The 20,672-nt window shown below is 72.9% G+C and carries 18 protein-coding genes and 1 pseudogene; 11 read left to right on the top strand and 8 right to left on the bottom strand.

What is annotated here, in order from left to right:
• The first annotated feature begins 34 nt into the window (after window positions 1-34).
• Entirely contained in the window at window positions 35-892 is an 858-nt protein-coding gene (locus tag HTV45_RS11155; RefSeq protein WP_215205533.1) for a PHP domain-containing protein, read from the top strand.
• A gap of 186 nt (window positions 893-1,078) precedes the next feature.
• On the top strand, window positions 1,079-1,684 hold the full coding sequence (locus HTV45_RS11150) for a MarC family protein (RefSeq protein WP_215205532.1): 606 nt from the start codon (window positions 1,079-1,081) through the stop codon (window positions 1,682-1,684).
• A gap of 111 nt (window positions 1,685-1,795) precedes the next feature.
• On the opposite strand, the gene HTV45_RS11145 is transcribed toward HTV45_RS11150, so the two are convergent.
• On the bottom strand, window positions 1,796-1,951 hold the full coding sequence (locus tag HTV45_RS11145; RefSeq protein WP_215205531.1) for a hypothetical protein: 156 nt from the start codon (window positions 1,949-1,951) through the stop codon (window positions 1,796-1,798).
• A 218-nt stretch (window positions 1,952-2,169) separates the two neighbouring features.
• Between HTV45_RS11145 and HTV45_RS11140 the strand changes: the two genes are divergently transcribed.
• On the top strand, window positions 2,170-3,072 hold the full coding sequence (locus tag HTV45_RS11140) for an NYN domain-containing protein (protein ID WP_215205840.1): 903 nt from the start codon (window positions 2,170-2,172) through the stop codon (window positions 3,070-3,072).
• Here HTV45_RS11140 and HTV45_RS11135 read toward each other — a convergent pair.
• Window positions 3,069-3,941, bottom strand: a complete 873-nt coding sequence (locus HTV45_RS11135) for an alpha/beta hydrolase (protein WP_308309433.1) — start codon at window positions 3,939-3,941, stop codon at window positions 3,069-3,071. The two genes, HTV45_RS11140 and HTV45_RS11135, sit on opposite strands and share 4 nt — an antisense overlap.
• Before the next feature lie 78 nt (window positions 3,942-4,019).
• A pseudogene (locus HTV45_RS11130) lies at window positions 4,020-6,541 on the bottom strand (DEAD/DEAH box helicase).
• A 480-nt stretch (window positions 6,542-7,021) separates the two neighbouring features.
• On the opposite strand from HTV45_RS11130, the gene HTV45_RS11125 reads away from it, so the two are divergent.
• The gene (locus tag HTV45_RS11125; RefSeq protein ID WP_215205529.1) at window positions 7,022-7,777 is read left to right on the top strand and encodes a ferritin-like fold-containing protein; all 756 of its coding nucleotides are present in this window, start codon (window positions 7,022-7,024) and stop codon (window positions 7,775-7,777) included.
• 104 nt (window positions 7,778-7,881) lie between these two features.
• On the opposite strand, the gene HTV45_RS11120 is transcribed toward HTV45_RS11125, so the two are convergent.
• From HTV45_RS11120 to HTV45_RS11105, 4 genes are all read right to left on the bottom strand, one after another.
• Complete coding sequence (locus HTV45_RS11120) at window positions 7,882-8,151, bottom strand: hypothetical protein (protein WP_215205528.1); 270 nt, start codon at window positions 8,149-8,151, stop codon at window positions 7,882-7,884.
• Window positions 8,152-8,392: 241 nt separating this feature from the next.
• Entirely contained in the window at window positions 8,393-8,620 is a 228-nt protein-coding gene (locus tag HTV45_RS11115; RefSeq protein ID WP_030220063.1) for a DUF3107 domain-containing protein, read from the bottom strand.
• A gap of 142 nt (window positions 8,621-8,762) precedes the next feature.
• Window positions 8,763-9,407: a TetR/AcrR family transcriptional regulator gene (locus HTV45_RS11110; RefSeq protein ID WP_215205527.1), complete on the bottom strand. Its 645-nt coding sequence runs from the start codon at window positions 9,405-9,407 to the stop codon at window positions 8,763-8,765.
• 210 nt (window positions 9,408-9,617) lie between these two features.
• Window positions 9,618-9,845 (bottom strand): hypothetical protein, encoded by a 228-nt coding sequence (locus HTV45_RS11105; protein WP_215205526.1) that lies wholly within the window; start codon window positions 9,843-9,845, stop codon window positions 9,618-9,620.
• A 228-nt stretch (window positions 9,846-10,073) separates the two neighbouring features.
• On the opposite strand from HTV45_RS11105, the gene HTV45_RS11100 reads away from it, so the two are divergent.
• The 7 genes from HTV45_RS11100 to moeZ all read left to right on the top strand — a co-directional run bounded on the left by HTV45_RS11100 (window position 10,074) and on the right by moeZ (window position 19,009).
• Window positions 10,074-11,138, top strand: coding sequence for an alpha/beta fold hydrolase (locus tag HTV45_RS11100; protein WP_215205525.1), 1,065 nt, complete (start codon window positions 10,074-10,076; stop codon window positions 11,136-11,138).
• Window positions 11,139-11,146: 8 nt separating this feature from the next.
• Window positions 11,147-12,757 carry a DUF3152 domain-containing protein gene (locus tag HTV45_RS11095; protein WP_215205524.1) on the top strand — a complete coding sequence of 537 codons (1,611 nt, stop codon included), beginning with the start codon at window positions 11,147-11,149 and terminating at the stop codon, window positions 12,755-12,757.
• A gap of 192 nt (window positions 12,758-12,949) precedes the next feature.
• Window positions 12,950-14,638 carry a DUF3492 domain-containing protein gene (locus HTV45_RS11090; RefSeq protein WP_215205523.1) on the top strand — a complete coding sequence of 563 codons (1,689 nt, stop codon included), beginning with the start codon at window positions 12,950-12,952 and terminating at the stop codon, window positions 14,636-14,638.
• Complete coding sequence (locus tag HTV45_RS11085; RefSeq protein WP_215205522.1) at window positions 14,635-15,762, top strand: hypothetical protein; 1,128 nt, start codon at window positions 14,635-14,637, stop codon at window positions 15,760-15,762. Before HTV45_RS11090 ends, HTV45_RS11085 begins: the two co-directional genes overlap by 4 nt.
• Before the next feature lie 242 nt (window positions 15,763-16,004).
• Window positions 16,005-17,033: an NAD-dependent epimerase/dehydratase gene (locus HTV45_RS11080; protein ID WP_215205521.1), complete on the top strand. Its 1,029-nt coding sequence runs from the start codon at window positions 16,005-16,007 to the stop codon at window positions 17,031-17,033.
• The gene (locus HTV45_RS11075) at window positions 17,021-17,767 is read left to right on the top strand and encodes a spherulation-specific family 4 protein (protein WP_215205520.1); all 747 of its coding nucleotides are present in this window, start codon (window positions 17,021-17,023) and stop codon (window positions 17,765-17,767) included. The genes HTV45_RS11080 and HTV45_RS11075 overlap by 13 nt, the downstream gene beginning before the upstream one ends.
• A 63-nt stretch (window positions 17,768-17,830) precedes the next feature.
• Window positions 17,831-19,009: an adenylyltransferase/sulfurtransferase MoeZ gene (moeZ, locus tag HTV45_RS11070; protein ID WP_215205519.1), complete on the top strand. Its 1,179-nt coding sequence runs from the start codon at window positions 17,831-17,833 to the stop codon at window positions 19,007-19,009.
• Window positions 19,010-19,036: 27 nt separating this feature from the next.
• On the opposite strand, the gene HTV45_RS11065 is transcribed toward moeZ, so the two are convergent.
• Window positions 19,037-20,545, bottom strand: coding sequence for an alpha/beta hydrolase (locus HTV45_RS11065; protein ID WP_215205518.1), 1,509 nt, complete (start codon window positions 20,543-20,545; stop codon window positions 19,037-19,039).
• Window positions 20,546-20,672 lie beyond the last annotated feature (127 nt).

The following is a 20,672-nucleotide window of genomic DNA, read 5'->3' as shown; positions in this document are numbered from 1 at the left end:
CCCGCCCGTCCGTCACCGCTTGGAGTACCGCGTCGTGCGTATCGACCTGCACACCCACTCCACCGCTTCCGACGGCACGGACACACCCGCCGGCCTGGTCCGCAAGGCCGCCGCCGCCGGTCTCGACGTCGTCGCGCTGACCGACCACGACACCACCCGCGGGCACGCCGAGGCGCTCGCCGTGCTGCCGGCCGGTCTCACCCTGGTCACCGGCGCCGAGCTCTCCTGCCGGCTCGACGGCATCGGCATGCATCTGCTGGCCTACCTCTTCGACCCCGGTGACCCCGCGCTGCTCGCCGAGCGCGAGCTGGTCCGGGACGACCGCGTACCCCGGGCCAAGGGCATGATCGCCAAGCTGAACGCGCTGGGCGTGCCGGTCACCTGGGAGCAGGTCGCCCGGATCGCCGGCGACGGCTCGGTGGGCCGCCCGCACGTGGCCTCCGCGCTGGTCGAACTGGGCGTGGTGCCGACCGTGAGCGACGCCTTCACCCAGGAGTGGCTGGCCGACGGCGGACGCGCGTACATGGAGAAGCACGAGACCGACCCGTTCGAGGCCCTGCGGCTGGTCAAGGACGCGGGTGGCGTCACCGTCCTCGCGCACCCCGCCGCGAGCAAGCGCGGCCGGACCGTGCCGGAGTCCGCGCTCGCCGCGCTCGCCGAGGCCGGGCTCGACGGCATCGAGGTCGACCACATGGACCACGAGCCCGGCACCCGGGCGCGGCTGCGCGGCCTGGCGAAGGAGCTGGGACTCCTGGTCACCGGGTCCAGCGACTACCACGGCAGCCGCAAGACCTGCGTCCTCGGCGAGTTCACGACGGACCCCGAGGTGTACGGCGAGATCACCCGCCGCGCGACCGGGGCGTTCCCGGTGCCGGGAGCCGGCGGGGTCTGAGCCCCGCCCCCCCGGGCCGGACACCTTCCGTACGCGCGCGCCCGTGTGGCCGCGTGGACCCGCTTCACCCCCGTACGGGCGCCGTGCCGCCGCGTACACCCACGCACGGCCCGGTACGGCGTCGCACATCCCCGTGCGGCCCCGTGTCCCCCGTACGCCCCTCATCGGTTCTTCAGCAAGGCAGTCATGCTCGACGTCGCCGTCTTCGGCTCCCTCTTCCTGACCCTGTTCGTCATCATGGATCCCCCCGGGATCACCCCGATCTTCCTCGCCCTGACCGCGGGCCGGCCCGCCAGGGCGCAGCGGCGGATGGCCTTCCAGGCCGTCTGCGTGGCCGGCGGTGTGATCACCGTCTTCGGCCTGCTCGGGCACCAGATCCTCGCCTACCTGCACGTGTCGGTGCCCGCGCTGATGATCGCGGGCGGTCTGCTCCTCCTGCTGATCGCGCTCGACCTGCTCACCGGCAAGACCGACGAGCCCCAGCAGACCAAGGACGTCAACGTCGCGCTGGTGCCGCTGGGCATGCCGTTGCTGGCGGGGCCGGGCGCGATCGTGTCGGTCATCCTCGCCGTACAGAAGGCCGACGGTGTCACCGGGCAGGTCTCGGTGTGGTCGGCGATCCTCGCCATCCATGTGGTGCTGTGGCTCGTGATGCGCTACTCGCTGCTGATCATCCGGGTGATCAAGGACGGTGGTGTGGTCCTGGTGACGCGCCTGGCCGGCATGATGCTCTCCGCGATCGCGGTGCAGCAGATCATCAACGGGGTCACCCAGGTGGTCCGGGGCGGCTGACGGGCTCTCGCGGGCGGACGCACGGAACCCCCGTACCTATGCCGGTACGGGGGTTCACAACTGCCGGCACCGGGTCCCGGCCGGTGTGGCCGGTGTCCCGCGTGACGGGCGTTACGAGGCGGCCGGTGTGTCGGCCGGGCGGATCCACAGGCGCTGCCCGATGGCGGCGGCCTGCTGCACGATGCGGTTGACGGAGGCGGCGTCCACGACGGTCGAGTCCACGGGGGTGCCGTCGACGTCGTCCAGTCGCATGATTTCGAAGCGCAAGGGCTTCTCCCTTCGTCTGGTCATCCTCCTGGAGGAGAACTGCTCGGTGGCGGTCCACGGGCAGGTCGGGCCCGTGTTCACTGAAGAGTTCAACGGGTTGCGTGGTGCAAACATTCCCTATGCTAAGGAAAACTTTCGAGTAACTAATTACTGACGAGTAAGGGTTTCGGGGGAGACCGACCGGGACCGGTTGTGTTCGCAGCGTGACCACCGGGACAATGGACGCGATGAACGAAGACCTCACGGCCCTGCACGCCCGCATCGACCGTACGAACGAACTGCTCCATCGCATGCTCGCCGAGGTGGCGAAGACACCCTCGACCCATGCGATCTTCGTCGACGCCGGGTACCTGTACGCCGCCGCGGGGCGACTCGTCACCGGCACGGAGGACCGCCGGGCCTTCGACCTCGACGCCGAGGGTCTCATCGACGCGCTCATCGACCGGGCCCGCACCATCTTCGCCGACAGCAGGCTGCTGCGCGTCTACTGGTACGACGGGGCCCGCCGCCGCATCCACACCGCCGAGCAGCAGACCATCGCCGAACTCCCCGACGTCAAGGTCCGCCTCGGCAACCTCAACGCCAACAACCAGCAGAAGGGCGTCGACTCCCTGATCCGCACCGATCTGGAGTCACTGGCCCGGCACCGCGCCATCAGCGACGCCGCCCTGCTCGGCGGCGACGAGGACCTGGTCTCGGCGGTCGAGGCGGCCCAGGGGTACGGCGCGAGAGTCCACCTCTGGGGCATCGAGGCCCCCGAGGGCCGTAACCAGGCAGAGCCGCTGCTCTGGGAGGTCGACAGTCAGCGCACCCTCGACCTGGACTTCTTCAAGCCGTACGTCTCCCGCCGCACGGCACCCGCCTACGAGGGGAGCACGGGGCGGCCCACCCGGGAGGACGTCCGGTTCGTCGGTGCGCAGATCGCCGCGAAGTGGCTGGTGGCCCGCGGCCGCGAGACCATGGTCGGGCTGCTCCCCGGCCACCCCTACCTGCCCGGGTCCGTCGACCAGGACCTGCTCGTGGAGGCGGAGGGCCTGCTCCAGTACTCCCTGCGCGGCCAGGCCGATCTGCGGCGCTGCCTGCGCGACGGCTTCTGGGACCACTTGCAGGCGCAGTACTAGCCGCTGCTCCGGGCGTCCCAGAAGCCGGCGAGGGCGGCGGCGGTCGGTGCGGGGCGGTCGACGGCGGGTGAGTGCTCGGCCCCGTCGACCACGGTGCGGTGCGCCCCCAGCCGCCGGGCCATCGCGTCGAGATCCGGCACCGGCCAGGTGTCGTCGCGCTCGCCCGACAGGACGTGGAACGGCAGCGGTACGGCGGCCAGTTCGGCGACCCGGTCCGGTTCGGTACACAACTGACGCCCGGTGGCCAGGAGTTGCGCGGGGCGGGTGCCCAGCCAGCGGCTCCGCAGCCAATCCCGCCCACCCGGCCCGCGGGCCGGCCCGCCCACCTCCTCCGGCGGCCCCATGGCCAGGATCGCCTCCCAGCACTCCGCCATCGACATCACCGCGAGCGCGTCCCGCAGCAGCTTCACCCGCTGCTCCTGAGAGACGGAGATCCGCGCGGGTCCGGAGGAGACGAGCGTGAGCGACCGGAAGCGCGAGTGGTCCAGGAGGACGGCGGCGCGGGCGATCTGGCCGCCGAGCGAGTGGCCGGTGAGATGCACCGGCGTCCCGAGCGCGTCCGCCTGCGCGTGCACGTCCCGCGCCAACTCGTCCTGAGCGTAGGCGGATTCGTCATCCGCGGGCCCGTCCGACTCGTACTGCCCGCGCCCGTCGACGGCGACCGTGCGATATCCGCGCGCGGCCAGCGAGGCATGCACCGGCGCGAAGTCCTCCTTGCTGCCGGTGTATCCGGGCAGCAGCAACGCGGTCCCGCGCGCGGGGACCCCGGCGGCCGGTGGCACGTCCACGACGGCGAACTCGCCGCGGCTGGTACGAAGTCGGCGGGTACGGGCGCCGGAGGGCAGGGCGGGGGCGGAGTCGCTGATCACGTGGGTGAGGGTAGCGGCCGCGCACACGCCGACGGCCCGGCCCCCACCGATGGGGGACCGGGCCGTCGGCGTCGTACGTCAGCCGTCCGCGGGCTCCGCGGCGGCCGCGGCCTTGCGGGCGCGGCGCACCCGGGGCTTCGCCTCGCCCGCGGTCTCCGACTCCGGCGCGGACTGCGCGGGAATCTCGGTGGCGGTCTTGCGGGTGCGGCGGCGCGGCTTGGCCTCGGTGGCTTCCGCCGTGTCGGGCTCCGTCTCGGCGGCCGCCGCGGTCTTGCGGGTCCGCCGCGGTTCGGCTTCGGCCGTCTCGGCGGTGTCGGCGGCGGCTTCGGCCTTCGTGGCGGCGGTCTTCCGCGTCCGGCGCGGCTTGGTCTCCGCCGCCTCGGCCTCCGGGGCCGTCTGCGCCGGGATGCCGACGGTGGCGGCCGGGTCCGCCTCGGCGGTCTTGCGGGTGCGGCGGCGCGGCTTGGCCTCGGCGGCTTCCGCCGTGTCGGGCTCCGTCTCGGCGGCCGCCGCGGTCTTGCGGGTCCGCCGCGGTTCGGCTTCGGCCGTCTCGGCGGTGTCGNGGCTTCCGCCGTGTCGGGCTCCGTCTCGGCGGCCGCCGCGGTCTTGCGGGTCCGCCGCGGTTCGGCTTCGGCCGTCTCGGCGGTGTCGACGGCGGCTTCGGCCTTCGTGGCGGCGGTCTTCCGCGTCCGGCGCGGCTTGGTCTCCGCCGCCTCGGCCGGTGCGATGCCGGCCTCGGCCGTGTCGACCGCCGTCTCCGCCTTCGCGGCGGTCCTGCGGGTACGGCGCGGCTTGGTCTCGGCGACCTCGACCGGCTGGGCGCTCGCCCCGGCGGTGTCCACCGCGGCCTCGGCGGCCTCGGAGGCCACCGTCGCCTTGCGCGTGCGGCGGCGCCGCGGTTCCGCGGCCGGGGCCTCGGACTCGGTGACCGCCGGGGCCGCCACGGTGACCGCGGCCTCCTCGACGGGTGACGGGCCGTCGGCGGACACCGTGTCCACCGCCGCGCCTTCCACGGACCTGCGGGTGCGGCGGCGGCGCTGCCTCGCGGGCGCCTCGGAGGACTCCACGGCCGCTCCGTCGGCACTGCCCCCGGCCGTGTCGACGGCGGACTCCGCCGCCTCCACGGGCTCCGCCGAGTGCACCGTCTCCGCCGACGGCGCACCCGCCGGGGCTCCGCCGCGCGTACGGCGACGGCGGCGCGGCGTGCGCACGGCAGCGCCGGCCTCCGCCTCGTCGGTGCTGCTTGCCGCGGCCGGGACCGCGGGCTGCTGCACGGCCTCGTCCGTCGCCGATCCGCCGCGCGTACGACGGCGGCGGCGCGGCGTACGGGCCGACGTCTCCCGCTCCTCGGTGCGGGAGTCGCCGCGACCGCCCCGGCCACCGCGCCCGCGCGGCCCACCCCGGCCGCCCGGCTCGCCCAGGTCTTCCAGTTCCTCGGCTTCCAGCCCGGCGCGGACGCGCTCCGCGCGCGGCAGGACGCCCTTGGTGCCCTCGGGGATGCCGAGGTCCTCGAACAGGTGCGGCGAGGTGGAGTACGTCTCCGGCGGGTCGCTGAAGCCCAGGTTCAGCGCCTTGTTGATCAGCTGCCAGCGCGGGATGTCGTCCCAGTCGACCAGGGTGATCGCCGTACCCTTCGCGCCCGCGCGGCCGGTACGGCCGATGCGGTGCAGGTACGTCTTCTCCTCCTCGGGCGACTGGTAGTTGATGACGTGCGTCACGCCCTCGACGTCGATACCGCGGGCGGCGACGTCGGTGCAGACGAGCACGTCCACCTTGCCGTTGCGGAACGCGCGCAGCGCCTGCTCGCGGGCGCCCTGGCCGAGGTCGCCGTGGACCGCGCCTGAGGCGAAGCCACGCTGCTTGAGCTGGTCGGCGAGATCCGCGGCGGTGCGCTTGGTGCGGCAGAAGACCATGACCAGGCCGCGGTTGTCGGCCTGCAGTATGCGCGCGACCAGCTCGGGCTTGTCCATGTTGTGCGCGCGGTAGATGAACTGCGTGGTGTTCGCGACCGTCGCGCCCTCGTCGTCCGGGGCCGTGGCGCGGATGTGCGTCGGCTGCGACATGTAGCGACGGGCCAGACCGATCACCGCGCCCGGCATGGTGGCCGAGAACAGCATGGTCTGGCGCTTGACCGGAAGCATGTTGATGATCTTCTCGACGTCGGGCAGGAAGCCCAGGTCGAGCATCTCGTCGGCCTCGTCGAGGACGAGAGCCTTCACATGCTTCAGGTCGAGCTTCTTCTGACCGGCGAGGTCGAGCAGCCGGCCCGGGGTGCCGACGATGACGTCGACGCCCTTGCGCAGCGCCTCTACCTGGGGCTCGTAGGCCCGGCCGCCGTAGATGGCGGTGACGCGCACATTGCGCACCTTGCCCGCGGTGAGCAGGTCGTTGGTGACCTGGGTGCAGAGTTCGCGAGTGGGAACGACGACCAGCGCCTGAGGGGCGTCGGTCAGGTCCTCGGGCCGCGCGCGGCCGGCCTCGACGTCCGCCGGGACGGTGACGCGCTCGAGGAGCGGAAGGCCGAAGCCGAGCGTCTTCCCGGTGCCGGTCTTGGCCTGGCCGATGACGTCCGTGCCCGTCAGGGCCACGGGGAGCGTCATCTCCTGGATGGGGAAGGGAGTGGTGATGCCGACGGCCTCCAGGGCCTCGGCGATCTCGGGAAGGATTCCGAGCTCTCGGAACGTCGTAGTCAGGGTGCTGCCTCTTCTGTGTGCGCGGTGCGAGGCGAGCGCGGGGGTCGTGTAGGGACCGTGCCGGGGACGTCGGCTGCCTTACGGGCGGAGCCGATGGACGCGGGACCACTGCCGACGCTCGAGCGTTCGTACCGCTGAGGTGTCCCTCCGGATTCCGTACGCACGGTGTCGTACGGCTTCAGAGGGCTGGCGGGCCGGAGCCGATCGGGCCACCGACCGGGCATCCTCATACATACGGCCTGTCGAGTACGTCAGAGTGCTCAGCAGGCGCAATACCACCATACCCCGGATTCGCGCACATGCCAGGGCCGATGTCGTCACGTAGTCGTCGTCACACTGATTGACCAGGGCCTTCCGGCACGGGACAAGCGGGCTATTGTGCGCTTCATGACGAGCTCTGACAAGCCTGACAACGCCGAGGACACCACCGGTACCTCCGCCGGACACACCGGCGTCGCCGCCATGGACTGGGTGGCCGCCTCCGCCGACCCCCAGTACCGGGCCGCCGTCGTGGATCTGCTCGGCGCGCTCGCGTACGGCGAACTGGCGGCGTTCGAGCGGCTCGCGGAGGACGCCAAGCTGGCTCCCACGCTGGCGGACAAGGCGGAGCTGGCGAAGATGGCCTCGGCCGAGTTTCACCACTTCGAGCGGTTGCGCGACCGGCTCGCCGAGATCGGTGAGGAGCCGACGTTCGCGATGGAGCCGTTCGTCGCCGCCTACGACGCGTTCCACAAGCAGACCGCCCCCTCCGACTGGCTGGAGGGCCTGGTCAAGGCCTACGTCGGTGACTCCATCGCCAGCGACTTCTACCGTGAGGTCGCGGCCCGGCTGGACTCCGACAGCCGCGCCCTGGTGCTGGCCGTGCTCGATGACACGGGGCACGGCGGCTTCGCCGTGGAGAAGGTGCGCGCGGCGATCGACGCGGACCCGCGCGTGGGCGGAAGGCTCGCGCTGTGGGCACGGCGGCTGATGGGGGAGGCGCTGTCGCAGTCCCAGCGGGTGGTCGCCGAGCGGGACGCGCTGTCGACGATGCTCGTGGGCGGCGTCGCGGACGGGTTCGACCTCGCCGAGGTCGGCAGAATGTTCTCCCGGATCACCGAGGCGCACACCAAGCGGATGGCGGCACTGGGGCTGGCTGCCTGAAAGACGCCCGGGCCGGCTCGCGGGGCCGCCGGGCCCCGCCCCGGCGGGGCTCGGAGCCGGTCCATCCGGCCGCGTTCAGCCCCGGAGCCGCCGTCGGCGGCCGGTCAGGCGGTCGCCGACCGGCGGCGCAGTCTTCCCGCGGGGCGCAGCAGCAGGGACAGCGAGGCCACGGACACGATCACCGAGCCGAGCAGTATTGTCAGCAGGTTCCCGGCGTCCAGCGCGGTGTTCATGACGAAGGCGCCGGAGAGCGCTCCGGCGATACCGGTCGGCAGAACCAGGGCGCGGGCGGGCAGCCGGTGCGACATGCGGCTGTACGCCGTCCACGCCAGAGCCAGGCCGAGGATCGCGGAGCTGAGCGCTTCGATGAGCATGTTGGGGTTCCCTCCCACATGGCCGGCCTGCTCACAATCGGTCGTAGCCCGTCATACCCCTGACCTGCAAAATCCAATCCACCCTTGTGGAGGACCTGCGCCCGGTCCGTGCCCGGCCCGTGTTCGGTCCGTGCCCGGTCCGTGAGGGTGGTGACGGGGAGGGGCGGCCGGAGACGCGGAAGGGCCCGGCGGTGAAACCGCCGGACCCTTCCCATGCTGCCGGTCGTCGCCCGCAGCGCGCCTACAGTGCGCCGAAGCCCACCTTGCGCGGGGCCGGCTCGCCGATCTCGATGTACGCGAGACGGTCGGCCGGGACCAGGATCTTGCGGCCGTGCTCGTCCACGAGGCTCAGCAGCTGCGACTTCCCGGCCAGCGCCTCGGCCACCACACGCTCGACCTCTTCCGCACTCTGACCGCTCTCCAGAACGATCTCGCGGGGCGCGTGCTGCACGCCGATCTTGACCTCCACGGCTATGTCCCTCCGACGGTCAGTGAAGTGCGCGACCTTCCGCGCCGTACCAGCACACATTAGCCCGGTGAGGGGACGTGCACGCTGCGCCCGGCAACGCCAGGAGCGAACAGCCGACGGGAACAAACGCCCGCCGTCGCCCTCAGTGCTGCTGATCGACGCCGTGCAGCGGGAATCCGGCGATTCCCCGCCAGGCCAGCGAGGCCAGCAGCTGCACCGCCTGGTCGCGCGGCACACTGCGGTCGCTGTGCAGCCACGACCGCGCCACCACCTGGGCGAGACCGCCGAGCCCCGAGGCGAGCAGCATCGACTCCGCCCGCGACAGCCCGGTGTCCTCGGCGATGACGTCGCAGATCGCCTCCGCGCACTCGTTGGTGACCTTGTCGACGCGCTCGCGCACGGCGGGCTCGTTCGTCAGATCCGATTCGAAGACCAGTCGGAACGCGCCGCCGTCGTCCTCCACGTACGCGAAGTAGGCGTCCATGGTCGCCCGGACGCGCTGTTTGTTGTCCGTCGTCGACGCCAGCGCGTGGCGCACCGACTGGATCAGAGCCTCGCAGTGCTGGTCCAGCAGCGCGAGGTAGAGGTCGAGCTTGCCGGGGAAGTGCTGGTAGAGCACCGGCTTGCTGACCCCGGCGCGCTCTGCGATGTCGTCCATCGCCGCCGAGTGGTAACCCTGCGCGACGAAGACTTCCTGGGCGGCGCCCAGCAACTGGTTCCGCCGGGCACGGCGCGGCAGGCGTGTACCCCTCGGGCGTACCGCGTCTGTCTGCTCGATGGCTGTCACGCCGCCTCCCAATGTCGTCCCTGTGCGGTGTGAGCCGCGCCGCCATCGTACTTTTCGGTAACCGTGGTGTGCGCGGTGAGCCCGCACAATTTCACGGACCGGACGGCGGAGAAAGCGGTACGGATGGTTTCAAACACTGTCAGAGAGGGCAAGGGGAATCCCCCTCGTCGTCCGGCTCGTCGCGCGACGGCGTCCCGGCCGGCGCGCTCCTCACCGGTAGTCGTCCTCGTCGAGGGAGACGACCCGGGTCTGTTCCACCAGATCCGCCTCGCTGGCGCGGCCGGGTTCGACCTCGGTCAGCGGTTCGTCGCGGTCCGGGTTCACCTCCGCCCGCTGCTCGGCGGCGTCTGCCGTGGGGGCCTCGACGTCGTACTCCCGGTCCTCGGACGCGTCCTCGTCGTCCGTGAACGTCTCGGGGTCGCTCGGGTCTACGGCCATGGTGGGCTCCCTTCCTACGAACGTCCCTGATGATGCAGGGGCCACATGCGGGTGCCCTCTGCACGAGCCTAGGAGACACCCGATCCGGACGCCATGCGATCCGCGACCGGGATGTGACGGGTGCGCGCGCCCGGGGAGCGGGGCGCGCACCAGGCCACGCGCCCGGACGGGCGCTTCTGTGACACCGAACACATGAGCCAGTACGTGATCGTCTCGTAACATTGCGGCATGTCTTCGACCGAGCTGCCGCCCGTGCCGCCCGTGCCGCCCGCGAGCGCGCTGCCCGAGCCGGCGGCCGTCAGGATCGCGGCGGGCGAACGACTGAGGTCGGTGCGACTGCCCGGCCTCACGCTCTCGGTCCGGTCGAGGCCGCCCGTCCGGGAAGGGCTGCCGTCCGCCCTCCACGTCCACGGACTCGGCGGCTCCTCGCTGAACTGGTCGGCCCTCATGCCGCTGCTGGACGACGTAGTCGACAGCGAGGCGCTGGACCTGCCGGGCTTCGGCGACTCACCGCCGCCCGACGACGGTGACTACTCCCTCACCGCGCACGCCCGCGCGGTGATCCGTTATATCGAGGCCTCCGGCCGCGGTCCGGTGCATCTCTTCGGCAACTCCCTCGGCGGCGCGATCACCACGCGGGTCGCCGCCGTGCGCCCGGACCTCGTCCGCACCCTCACGCTCGTGTCGCCGGCCCTGCCGGAACTGCGGGTGCAGCGCAGCGCCGTGCCCACGGCACTGCTGGCGGTGCCCGGCATCGCACCGCTGTTCACCCGCATCACCCGGGAGTGGACGGCGGAACAGCGGGTCCGCGGTGTGCTGAAGCTCTGTTACGGGGACCCCGCGAGGGTGTCGCCGGAGGGGTTGCGCAACGCGGTGCAGGAGATGGAGCGGCGGCTGCGGCTGCCGTACTTCTGGGACGCGATGGCCCGCTCCGCGCGGGGACTCGTCAACGCGTACACCCTGGGTGGCCAGCAGGGACTGTGGCGCCAGGCCGAGCGGGTACTCGCGCCGACCCTGCTCGTCTACGGTGGCAGGGACCAGCTCGTCGGCTTCCGGATGGCCCAGCGGTCGGCGCGGGCCTTCCGGGGCTCCCGGCTGGTGACGCTTCCGGACGCGGGGCACGTGGCGATGATGGAGTACCCGGAGACCGTGGCCCTTGCCTTTCGCGAACTGCTCATGGATACAACGGATTCGGCCGATGAGGGGGATACTGGGGAGCCGGACGCGCAGGGCGCTCCGGGCTCACCGGCCGACACCGGTGCGGAAACCATCGCCGACGACATGAGGGGCTGAGGCGCGACGTGGGACGCCACAGCCGGCGTGGACCCGCTCCCAGGAGCAACGCCACGGACACCACCGCGGGACGCAAGGGCCGCGACGGCCGCGCGGGCAGCCGGGACGACCGGACGGGCGAGCGCCGGGAGGACCTGCCGGGCCCGCGCCGGGCACCCGGGGCACCGCAGGCTCAGGAGCAGGGCCGGCAGCCGCTTCCGGGACGCTCGCCGGCGGACGGCGCTCAGGGGTACGGGGCCCCGTACGGGAACCGGCCCGAAACCCCGGCGCACGGCACCCCCGCCCACGGCGTTCCCCGCCTCCCCGAGGGGTGGCTTCCGCAGGGGACGCCCCCGCAGGGCTCTCCCCGTCTGCCGGACGGGACCCCGGGGCACGGTGTCCCGCGGCTGCCCGACGGCACTCCCGCGCAGGGCGTGCCGCGGGCCCGCGGTGGTCACCCGGAGCAGCGGGAACCCGGTGGCGGCTGGGGGACGCTGAACGGCCGGACGGCGGCAGGTTCCGGATACGGCGGGCCGGCCGACGGCCGGGCGCCCCTCCCGCGACAGCGGCAGGCGCCCCCCGGAGGGCCGCGCCAGGACTACCTCGACGCCTTCACCGCGGACGCCGGCCACTTCCCCCCGCGCCCGCCCGCCTCCAGGACCCGTACGCCGGAGGCCGGGCACCCCGCCGGCCCCTACGCCGGGATCACCGACTGGAACGGCGCCCCGGCCACCGGTGTCCGCGCCGACGCCCGTGACACCCGGGCGGACGACGGGCACCCCGCCGACGACAACGAGCCGCCGGCCGGGGAGCCCGCGCAGGCGAAGGGCGGCAAGGGCCGCGCGTTCACCGGTGTCGCGGCCGCCGCCGTCACCACAGTGCTGGCCGTCGTCGTGGCCGCACAGGTCGCCGAGGAACGGGACGGCTCCGGCGTACAGGCACAGTCGGCCGGCGAGCAGGCCAGGGACGTGCGGGACTCCGCCTCGCGCGGTGACGAGAGGGAGAAGCCCGCCGCGCCCGCCGCGCCCTCCCCCCGGCCGCTGACGTACGAGCAGAAGATGGACAAGACGTACCCGACGGGCGCGGCGCGCGCGGGCAGCGGGACGTTCTACTCGATCCCGGGCATCGACAAGGCGCCCGGCAAGGGGCAGAAGTTCACCTACCGGGTGGATGTGGAGCGGGGGCTCGGCCTCGACGGCGCGCTCTTCGCCGAGGCCGTGCACCGGACGCTCAACGACAACCGCAGCTGGGCGCAGAACGGCGCCCGCACCTTCGAGCGCGTCCACTCCGGCCGGGTCGACTGGGTGATCACCCTCGCCGGTTCCCGGACGACCGCCGAATGGTGTGCCAAGTCCGGGCTGGACACCACCGAGGACAACGTCTCCTGCGACTCAGCGGCCACCGAACGCGTGATGATCAACGCGTACCGGTGGGCGCGGGGTTCCAAGACCTACGGCGACGAGATCCACGCCTACCGGCAGATGCTGATCAACCACGAGATCGGCCACCGCCTGGGCTTCAACCACGTCACGTGCGACAAGGACGGCGACCTGGCACCGGTGATGCAGCAGCAGACCAAGTTCCTCGACCACGACGGAATCAGCTGCCGCCCGAACCCCTGGGCCTACCCCAAGGCCTGATCGCCATCTGATCGCACCCGGACGCCCGGCGCCCCGAAACGCGCCCGGCGGGGGAAAGTTACGCCCGTTCACCCCTTCTGGTGGCGTGATGGACAACCGTCCATCACGCCACCACGTGTTCCGCATACGTTCGTCCCGCTGCGAGCCGCCGGCCAACGGCGGCTCCTCACACGGGAGATCGGGGGTGCACACGTGCGCATCGGACTGCTTACGGAGGGTGGCTATCCGTATGTGAGCGGTGAGGGCGGGCCTTGGTGCGACCGCCTGGTGCGCGGGCTCGGGCAACACGAGTTCGACGTCTATGCGTTCAGCGGCGGGCAGGCCCAGGAGGACGCGGGCTGGGTCCCGTTGCCGCCCCAGGTCCGCAGGGTGCGCACCGCGCCGCTCTGGGCGGCCGAGGACGACGGAGTGGTGTACGGCCGCCGCGCACGCCGGCGCTTCTCGGACCACTACGGCGCACTGGCCGCCGCCCTCTGCGCCCCCGCGGACCCCACGACCCCGGCCACGACCCCGGCGGACGGCCCGACCCCCGAGGCGGACCGTTTCACCACCGCGCTCCACGGTCTCGCCGAACTCGCCCGCGACGAGGGCGGCCTGGTGGCCGCGCTCCGCTCCGAGACGGCCGTACGCACCCTGGAGCGGGCCTGCCGTGCGCCCGGCGCCCGGCGCGCCACGCGCGAGGCCCGCGTCCAGGACCTGCTGGCCGTCGCCGCACACCTGGAGCGCGCCCTGCGCCCCCTCTCGCTGGACTGGTACGAGGAGGACGGGCTCGGCGCGGTGGACCTGTGCCACGCCGCCACCGGCGGAGCCGCCGCCCTTCCGGGTCTGCTCGCGCACCACTTCCTCGGCGTTCCGCTCCTGCTCACCGAGTACGGCGTGCGGCTGCGGACCCACTACCTCACCCGCCCGGACGCGCCCCCCGCGGTCCGTACGCTGCTCGCCGCCTTCCACGGCAAGGTCGCCGCCGAGACCTACCGCAGCGCCGCGTTCATCACCCCGGGCAACACGCACACCCGCCGCTGGCAGGAGCGCTGCGGCGCCGACCGGGCGAAGCTGCGCACGGTGTACCCGGGCCTGGACGCCACGCCCTTCACCGAGGCGGGGGAGTCCCCGCAGAGCGCAGACCCGCACACCCTGGTCTGGTCCGGCCGGGTGGAACCGGCCAAGGACCTGGTCTCGCTGCTGCACGCCTTCGCGGCCGTCCGCGCGCGGGAACCGAAGACCCGCCTGCGGATCGTCGGCGGCCCGACGGGTCCCGAGGGGGCCGCCTACCTCGGTCACTGCAAGGCACTCGCCGCTCAGCTCTTCCCGGACGAGGCCGAGGGCCCGCACGCGGTCGGCGACCATCCCGTCTCCTTCGAGGAATCCGGCAACCCCGACCAGGGGGCCCCGGCCGACGCCTCCGCCGGCGCGGCCGTGACCGTCCTGTCCAGCGTCGTCGAGGGGTTCCCCGTCGGCCTGATCAAGGCCATGCTCTGCGGGCGCGCGACCGTCTCCACGGACGTCGGCGCCGTCGTGGAGGTCATCGGCGGCACCGGCCTCGTCGTACCACCGCGCAATCCACGGGCGCTCGCCGAGGCGTGCCTCTCCCTGCTGCGCGACCCCGAACGCCGCGCACGCCTCGGGGCCGCCGCCCGCGCCCGTGCACTGGAACTGTTCACCGTCGAACAGAACGTCGCCGCCTTCGACGGCCTCTACCTGGAGATCGTCGCGCGGACGCCGGTCCGCCGCCCCGCCCTCGACGGCGGCGGTGACCCCCTCCTGCCCTTCGCGGCCCCCGCCGAGGCCCACATACCCGGCCACTGGACCGAGCCCACCCCCCGCGCCGTCCCCACCTGGGCGACGGACGCCCCAGTACCCGCGACGGAGACAGCCCGATGAGCGACCTGGGCGAACTGAACCGCAGCACGCCCGGTGCGGCCGACCCGGTCAAGGCACTGCTGCACCGCCACCACGACCTGTGCCTGAGGGCGGTGGACCCCTTGGAGATCGCGGCGGGTCTGGAGGCCCACGGCATCACCGACCGGACCGCCGCCCGCTTCCGCCACCGCGACGTCTTCTCCCTGGCCGAGGAGCTCTACGCCCGGGTCCCCCGCGACTCCGACTCCGCCCGCCCCGCCCCGCTCACCCCACCCGCCGGCGAGGGTTCCCACCGGACGGCCCCGGCCCCCCTGCTCCCCCTCCTGCCCGGCGTCCTGTGCGCGGCAGCGGTGATCGCGATGCGCCTCGCCCACGGCGAGACCCGTCTCTACGCGGCGATCACCGGCGTCCTCGCCGTCACCCTCGCGTTGCGGGCGGCACTGCGCCGGGGCCCGCTGAGCGGCTCCGGCCACCCAGCGCGCTCGTCGACCGCGTTCCGGACGTGCTGGCTCATCGGCTACGCCCTGCTGGGCGACGGTCTGCTGCACACGGCGATCGCCGGCGGCCCCGACGGCTGGCCCGACGGCACGACCGGGGGCCACTGGCCGCTCACCCTCGCCCCCGTCCTGGCTCTCGCCCTGGCCTGCGCCCCCGCCGCCTGGGCCGCCCACCTGTTCGGCAGCCGCGCCCGCCGCAGGCTCCTTTCCAGCCGGGGACTGGAGGACTTCTCGGCCTCGGTGCGCCCCGTGCTCCTCGGCGCGTTCGCCTTGTTCCTGCTCGTGCTGACCGCTCTGCTCGCCGCGACGTCCGCACTGCTCGACGAGCCCCTGGCGCTCCCCGGGACGCTCGCCCTGGGCGCCCTGCTGTTCCTGGCCCGTCTCCTGACGGTCCACGGCTTCACCCACGCGCCGAAGGTGATCCTCACGGTCACGGCCACCGCCCAGGCCACCGCCCTGGCGACGGTCGTCGCCGCCCGGCTCCCCGGCCTCGCGGCCCTGTCCACACCGGTGGAAACCCTGACCGCCTGGAACCCCGCGGCCGTCCCCGCCCTCACCTGCGGCGCAGCGGCCCTGATCCTCCTGATCCACGCCTCCCGCACCCTTCCCCGCGCCTCGGCGCACATCCCTCCGGAGCGCCCCCGGTGACCGGCCGCACCCGCCGTCCGGAGCGGGAGCGGGTCGTGCGCCCGCCGTCCGCGGTGTCCCGCCGGGGCGGGGCGCGCGACCCCGTACCCGCCCGGCACCCGCGGCGGGGCCGGCGCACCGGCCCTGCCGGCCGAAAGTCCACGGGGCGCCCGACGCCTCGCCCCGACCACTGAGACCTCACCCGAAGGAGAACCCCACATGAGCCCCCGCCCGGCCGCTCCGCACTCCGAAGGAGCCTCCCGATGAGAGTCCTGCTGATCGGAGCCAACGGCTACCTCGGCCGCTTCGTCGCCGACCGTCTCCTGGCCGACCCCGCCGTCCAGCTCACCGCCCTCGGCCGGGGCGACGACGCCGACGTCCGGTTCGACCTCGCCACCGGCAGCCCCGGCGCCCTCACCCGGTTCCTCGACGCCGTCCACCCCGGCGTGGTCGTCAACTGCGCCGGTACCACACGGGGCGGCGCCCGCGAACTCACCCGTCACAACACCGTCGCCGTCGCCACCGTCTGCGAGGCCCTCCGCCGCAGCGGCTGCGGCGCGCGGCTCGTACAGATCGGCTGCGGCTCGGAGTACGGCCCCAGCCAGCCCGGCTCCTCCACCGCGGAGGACGCCGTCCCCCGCCCCGGCGGCCCGTACGGCGTCAGCAAGCTCGCCGCCACCGAACTGGTCCTGGGCTCCGCGCTGGACGCCGTGGTCCTGCGGGTCTTCTCACCCGTGGGCCCCGGCACCCCCGCCGGCTCCCCGCTGGGCCGCCTCGCCGAGGCCATGCGCCGTGCCATGCAGTCCGGCGACGCCGAGCTGAGGCTGGGCGGCCTCGGCGCACAGCGGGACTTCATCGACGTACGCGACGTCGCCCGCGCCGTCCACGCCGCCTCGCTCTCCGCCGCGCAGGGCGTCATCAACATCGGTTCGGGCCGCGCCGTCCGCCTCCGCGACGCCGCAGGCATCCTCGCCCGGGTGGCCGGCTACGGCGGCGCCCTCAACGAGCTGGACAACCCGCCCGGTCCGCACCACGCCCCCGTCCCGCACATGGCCCACGCGACCAGCACCCCGCATCTGAGGCCCACCATCGGCCATCCCCGCACCGACCCCGACCACCACCATCCGCACGCCGCGGGCACCAACCCCGCCGCCTTCCCGTACCCCGACGGCTGCGGCACCTGGCAGCAGGCGGACGTACGCACCGCCCGGGACCGTCTCGGCTGGCGCCCCCGCATCAACCTCGAGGAGTCCCTGGCCGACATCTGGATGGAGGCGGCATGCCGTATCTGACCAGCACCAGACCGGGTACCGCGAGCACCGACGTGCGGACCGGCTTAGGCGTCCCCGGCTTCGCGCATCCCCTCCTCGCCCCCGCCGAGTGGAACGGCCTCGGCCGCCCCGGCACCCCTCTGCACTGGGTGGTTCTCGACGTGGCCGACGGCCCCGGCGTCCAGCCCGACCCGGACTGTCTGGCAGCGGCCGGCCGCCTGCGCAACGCCGCGGTCCGCGTCCTCGGCCGCCTCGACCTCGCCCACGGTCTGCGTTCCTTCGGCGAGGTGATCTCCGAGGCACACCGCTACCTCGACTGGTACCAGGTCGACGGCTTCCTCCTGGACCGCTGCCCCGCCGACCGCGCCGCCCTCCCCGAGGTGCGGCGCACCGTCGGCACGCTCCGGGTGATCCATGAGGACGCCCACATCGTCCTGGGCCACGGAACCCACCCCCACCGCGCCTACGCGGAGTACGCCGACCAGTTGGTCACCTTCTCCGGCGCGTGGAGCGACTACCGCTGGTCGCAGGTGGCCGAGTGGACCGCCGACCACCCGCCCGAACGCTTCTGCCACTTCGTCCACGGGGTACCGGGGCCGCACCTGGACGAGGCTCTGCGCATCGCCCGCTGGCAGGGGGCCGCGACCATCTACTTCACCGATCACCTGCCCGGCCTGCTCACCGGCCCCTGGGAGTCGCTGCCCGGCTACTGGGACGACATCGTCTCGCGGATCGGAACGGGTGTCTCGGAATGAAAAAGGGCATGGCAGTGTTAAGCGCAGAACAACCGTACTGATTGACCGACCAACGGAGTCCCCGTGTCGCTGCCACCCCTGGTCGAGCCGGCCCCCGAGCTCACCGTAGACGAGGTCCGCCGGTACTCCCGCCACCTGATCATCCCCGACGTGGGGATGGACGGGCAGAAGCGGCTGAAGAACAGCAAGGTGCTCTTCGTGGGCGCCGGCGGCCTGGGTTCCCCGGGACTGATGTACATGGCCGCGGCGGGCGTGGGCACGCTCGGCATCGTGGAGTTCGACGAGGTCGACGAGTCGAACCTGCAGCGCCAGGTCATCCACAGCCAGGCCGACATCGGCCGCCCCAAGGCCGAGTCCGCGCGGGACTCGATCAAGGGCATCAACCCGTACGTGAACGTGGTCCTTCACGAGGAGCGGCTCGAGGCCGACAACGTGATGGGTATCTTCAGCCAGTACGACCTGATCGTGGACGGAACGGACAACTTCGCGACCCGTTACCTGGTCAACGACGCCTGCGTGCTGCTGAACAAGCCGTACGTGTGGGGATCGATCTACCGCTTCGACGGTCAGGCGTCCGTCTTCTGGTCCGAGCACGGTCCGTGCTACCGCTGCCTCTACCCGGAGCCCCCGCCCCCCGGCATGGTCCCCTCCTGCGCCGAGGGCGGCGTCCTGGGCGTGCTGTGCGCGTCCATCGGCTCGATCCAGGCGAACGAGGCCATCAAGCTGCTCGCCGGCATCGGTGAGCCCCTCGTCGGCCGCCTGATGATCTACGACGCCCTGGAGATGCAGTACCGCCAGGTCAAGGTCCGCAAGGACCCCGACTGCGCGATCTGCGGCGAGAACCCGACCGTCACCGAGCTCATCGACTACGAGGCCTTCTGCGGCGTCGTGTCCGAGGAGGCCCAGGCGGCGGCGGCCGACTCCACGATCACTCCCAAGCAGCTCAAGGAGTGGATGGACGAGGGTGAGAGCATCGAGCTCATCGACGTCCGCGAGCCGAACGAGTTCGAGATCGTGTCCATCCCGGGCGCCCGCCTGATCCCGAAGAACGAGTTCCTCATGGGCAACGCCCTGGAGAGCCTGCCGCAGGACAAGAAGATCGTCTTGAACTGCAAGACGGGTGTCCGCAGTGCGGAAGTCCTGGCGGTCCTGAAGTCCGCGGGCTTCGCCGACGCCGTCCATGTGGGCGGCGGCGTGGTCGGCTGGGTCAACCAGATCGAACCGGAGAAGCCGATCTACTGAGCGGTTCCGGCCGGGCCCCCGCCGTCGTCATGAGCAGACCTTGCCGTCCTCCGGCACCGTGCCGCTGAGCAGGTACGCGTTCATCGTGGAGTCGACGCAGTCGCTGCCACTGCCGTACGCGCCGTGCCCCTCGCCCTTCCAGGTGAGCATCACGCCGACACCCTCGCCCAGCTCGTCCGCCATCTTCCGGGCGCCCTCGTACGGTGTGGCCGGGTCGCCGGTGTTGCCCACCACCAGGATCGGGTCCGCGCCCGGCGCGCTCACCTCCGGTGTGTCGAACTGGCCGGGTACGGGCCAGTCGTGACACCAGCCGGCCGTGTCCCAGCCGAGGAAGGAGCCGAACACGGGGGAGAGCTCCTCGAACTCGGGCAGCAGCTTCCTCGTCTCCTCCACGGTCGGCCGCTGCTTGTCGTCGAGGCACGATATGACCCGCTGGGAGTGGGTCGTCGTGCCGTAGCGCCCGGAGGCGTCGCGTTCGTTGTAGCCGTCGGCGAGGGCCAGCAGCTCGGAGCCGTCCCCGTCCTGCGCCGCCTCCAGCGCGCTGGTCAGCGCCGGCCAGCTGGTCTCGCTGTACAGCGGCAGGACGATGCCCGTCAGGGCCAGCGACTGGGTCAGCTCACGTCCGGACGAGGACGTCGGCAGCGGCTCGGCGTCGATCCGGTCCAGCAGGTCCGCTGTCTCCCGCGTCCCCTGCCCCGGATCCCGCCCGGTGGACGTCAGGTAGTTGTCGAGTGCCGTCTGGAAGCCGCGTGTCTGGTTCTTGGCGTGCCCCACGGTGTCGGCGGTCGGGTCGACCACCGCGTCGAGCGCCAGCCGGCCCACCTTGCGGGGGAACAGGTGGGCGTAGACGCCGCCCAGTTCGGTGCCGTAGGAGATGCCGAAGTAGTTCAGCCTGTCGTCGCCGAGGGCCTGCCGGATCCGGTCCATGTCGCGGGCGGTGTCGGTGGTCGACACATGCGCCATCAGCTGCCCGGCGGCCTCCTGGCAGCCCTTGCCGAAGTCGGCGGCGTCCTCGAGGTACGTCCGCTCCTCGGCCGGGGTGTCCGGGGTGCCGTCCACCGACGACTCGGCGGCCTCGATGTCCTTGTCGTCGCGGCAGCGGACGCCCTCGCTGGCGGCCACTCCCCGGGGGTCCCAGCTGACCAGGTCGTAGCGCTCGTGCAGTGCGGAGACCACGGGCGCGTAGGAGGGCATCATGGAGACGCCCGAGCCGCCGGGGCCGCCGAAGTTGAACAGCAGGGAGCCCAGGCGGTCGTCTCCCGTGGCCTCGGCCCGGATGAGGGCCAGCCCGATCGTCCGGCCGTCCGGCTTCGACCAGTCCAGCGGCACCTGGAGGGTGGCGCACTGCCAGTCGCCGTCCGGTGCCGGCTCGTCCCCGGTGGCTTCGCAACGCCCCCAGTCCAGCGCAGTCGCGCCGCTCTTGCCGTCGCCGCGGTCCTTCCCGGAGTCCTCGTCCGGCGGGCCGGCGCTGGTGCAGCCGGCCGTCAGCAGCGCGGCGGCGACCGTCAGGGCCGCCCACCGTGTGATACGGGTCATGTACCGATTCCCCCCTCGCTGGCCGTCCGCACCGTGCCACGGATGGCGGTCGTGCCATGGTAGGCAGATTCGCCGCCCGCAGGGGGCGCCTGTGGACAACGCTCTGACCTGGGAAGACATGCGACCG

Origin of the sequence: Streptomyces sp. CHD11 (assembly GCF_018638295.1) — a bacterium.
Taxonomy (GTDB): Bacteria; Actinomycetota; Actinomycetes; order Streptomycetales; family Streptomycetaceae; genus Streptomyces.
The sequence above is the reverse complement of the archived record's forward strand: the minus strand, read 5'-3'. Positions and strand labels throughout refer to the sequence as shown.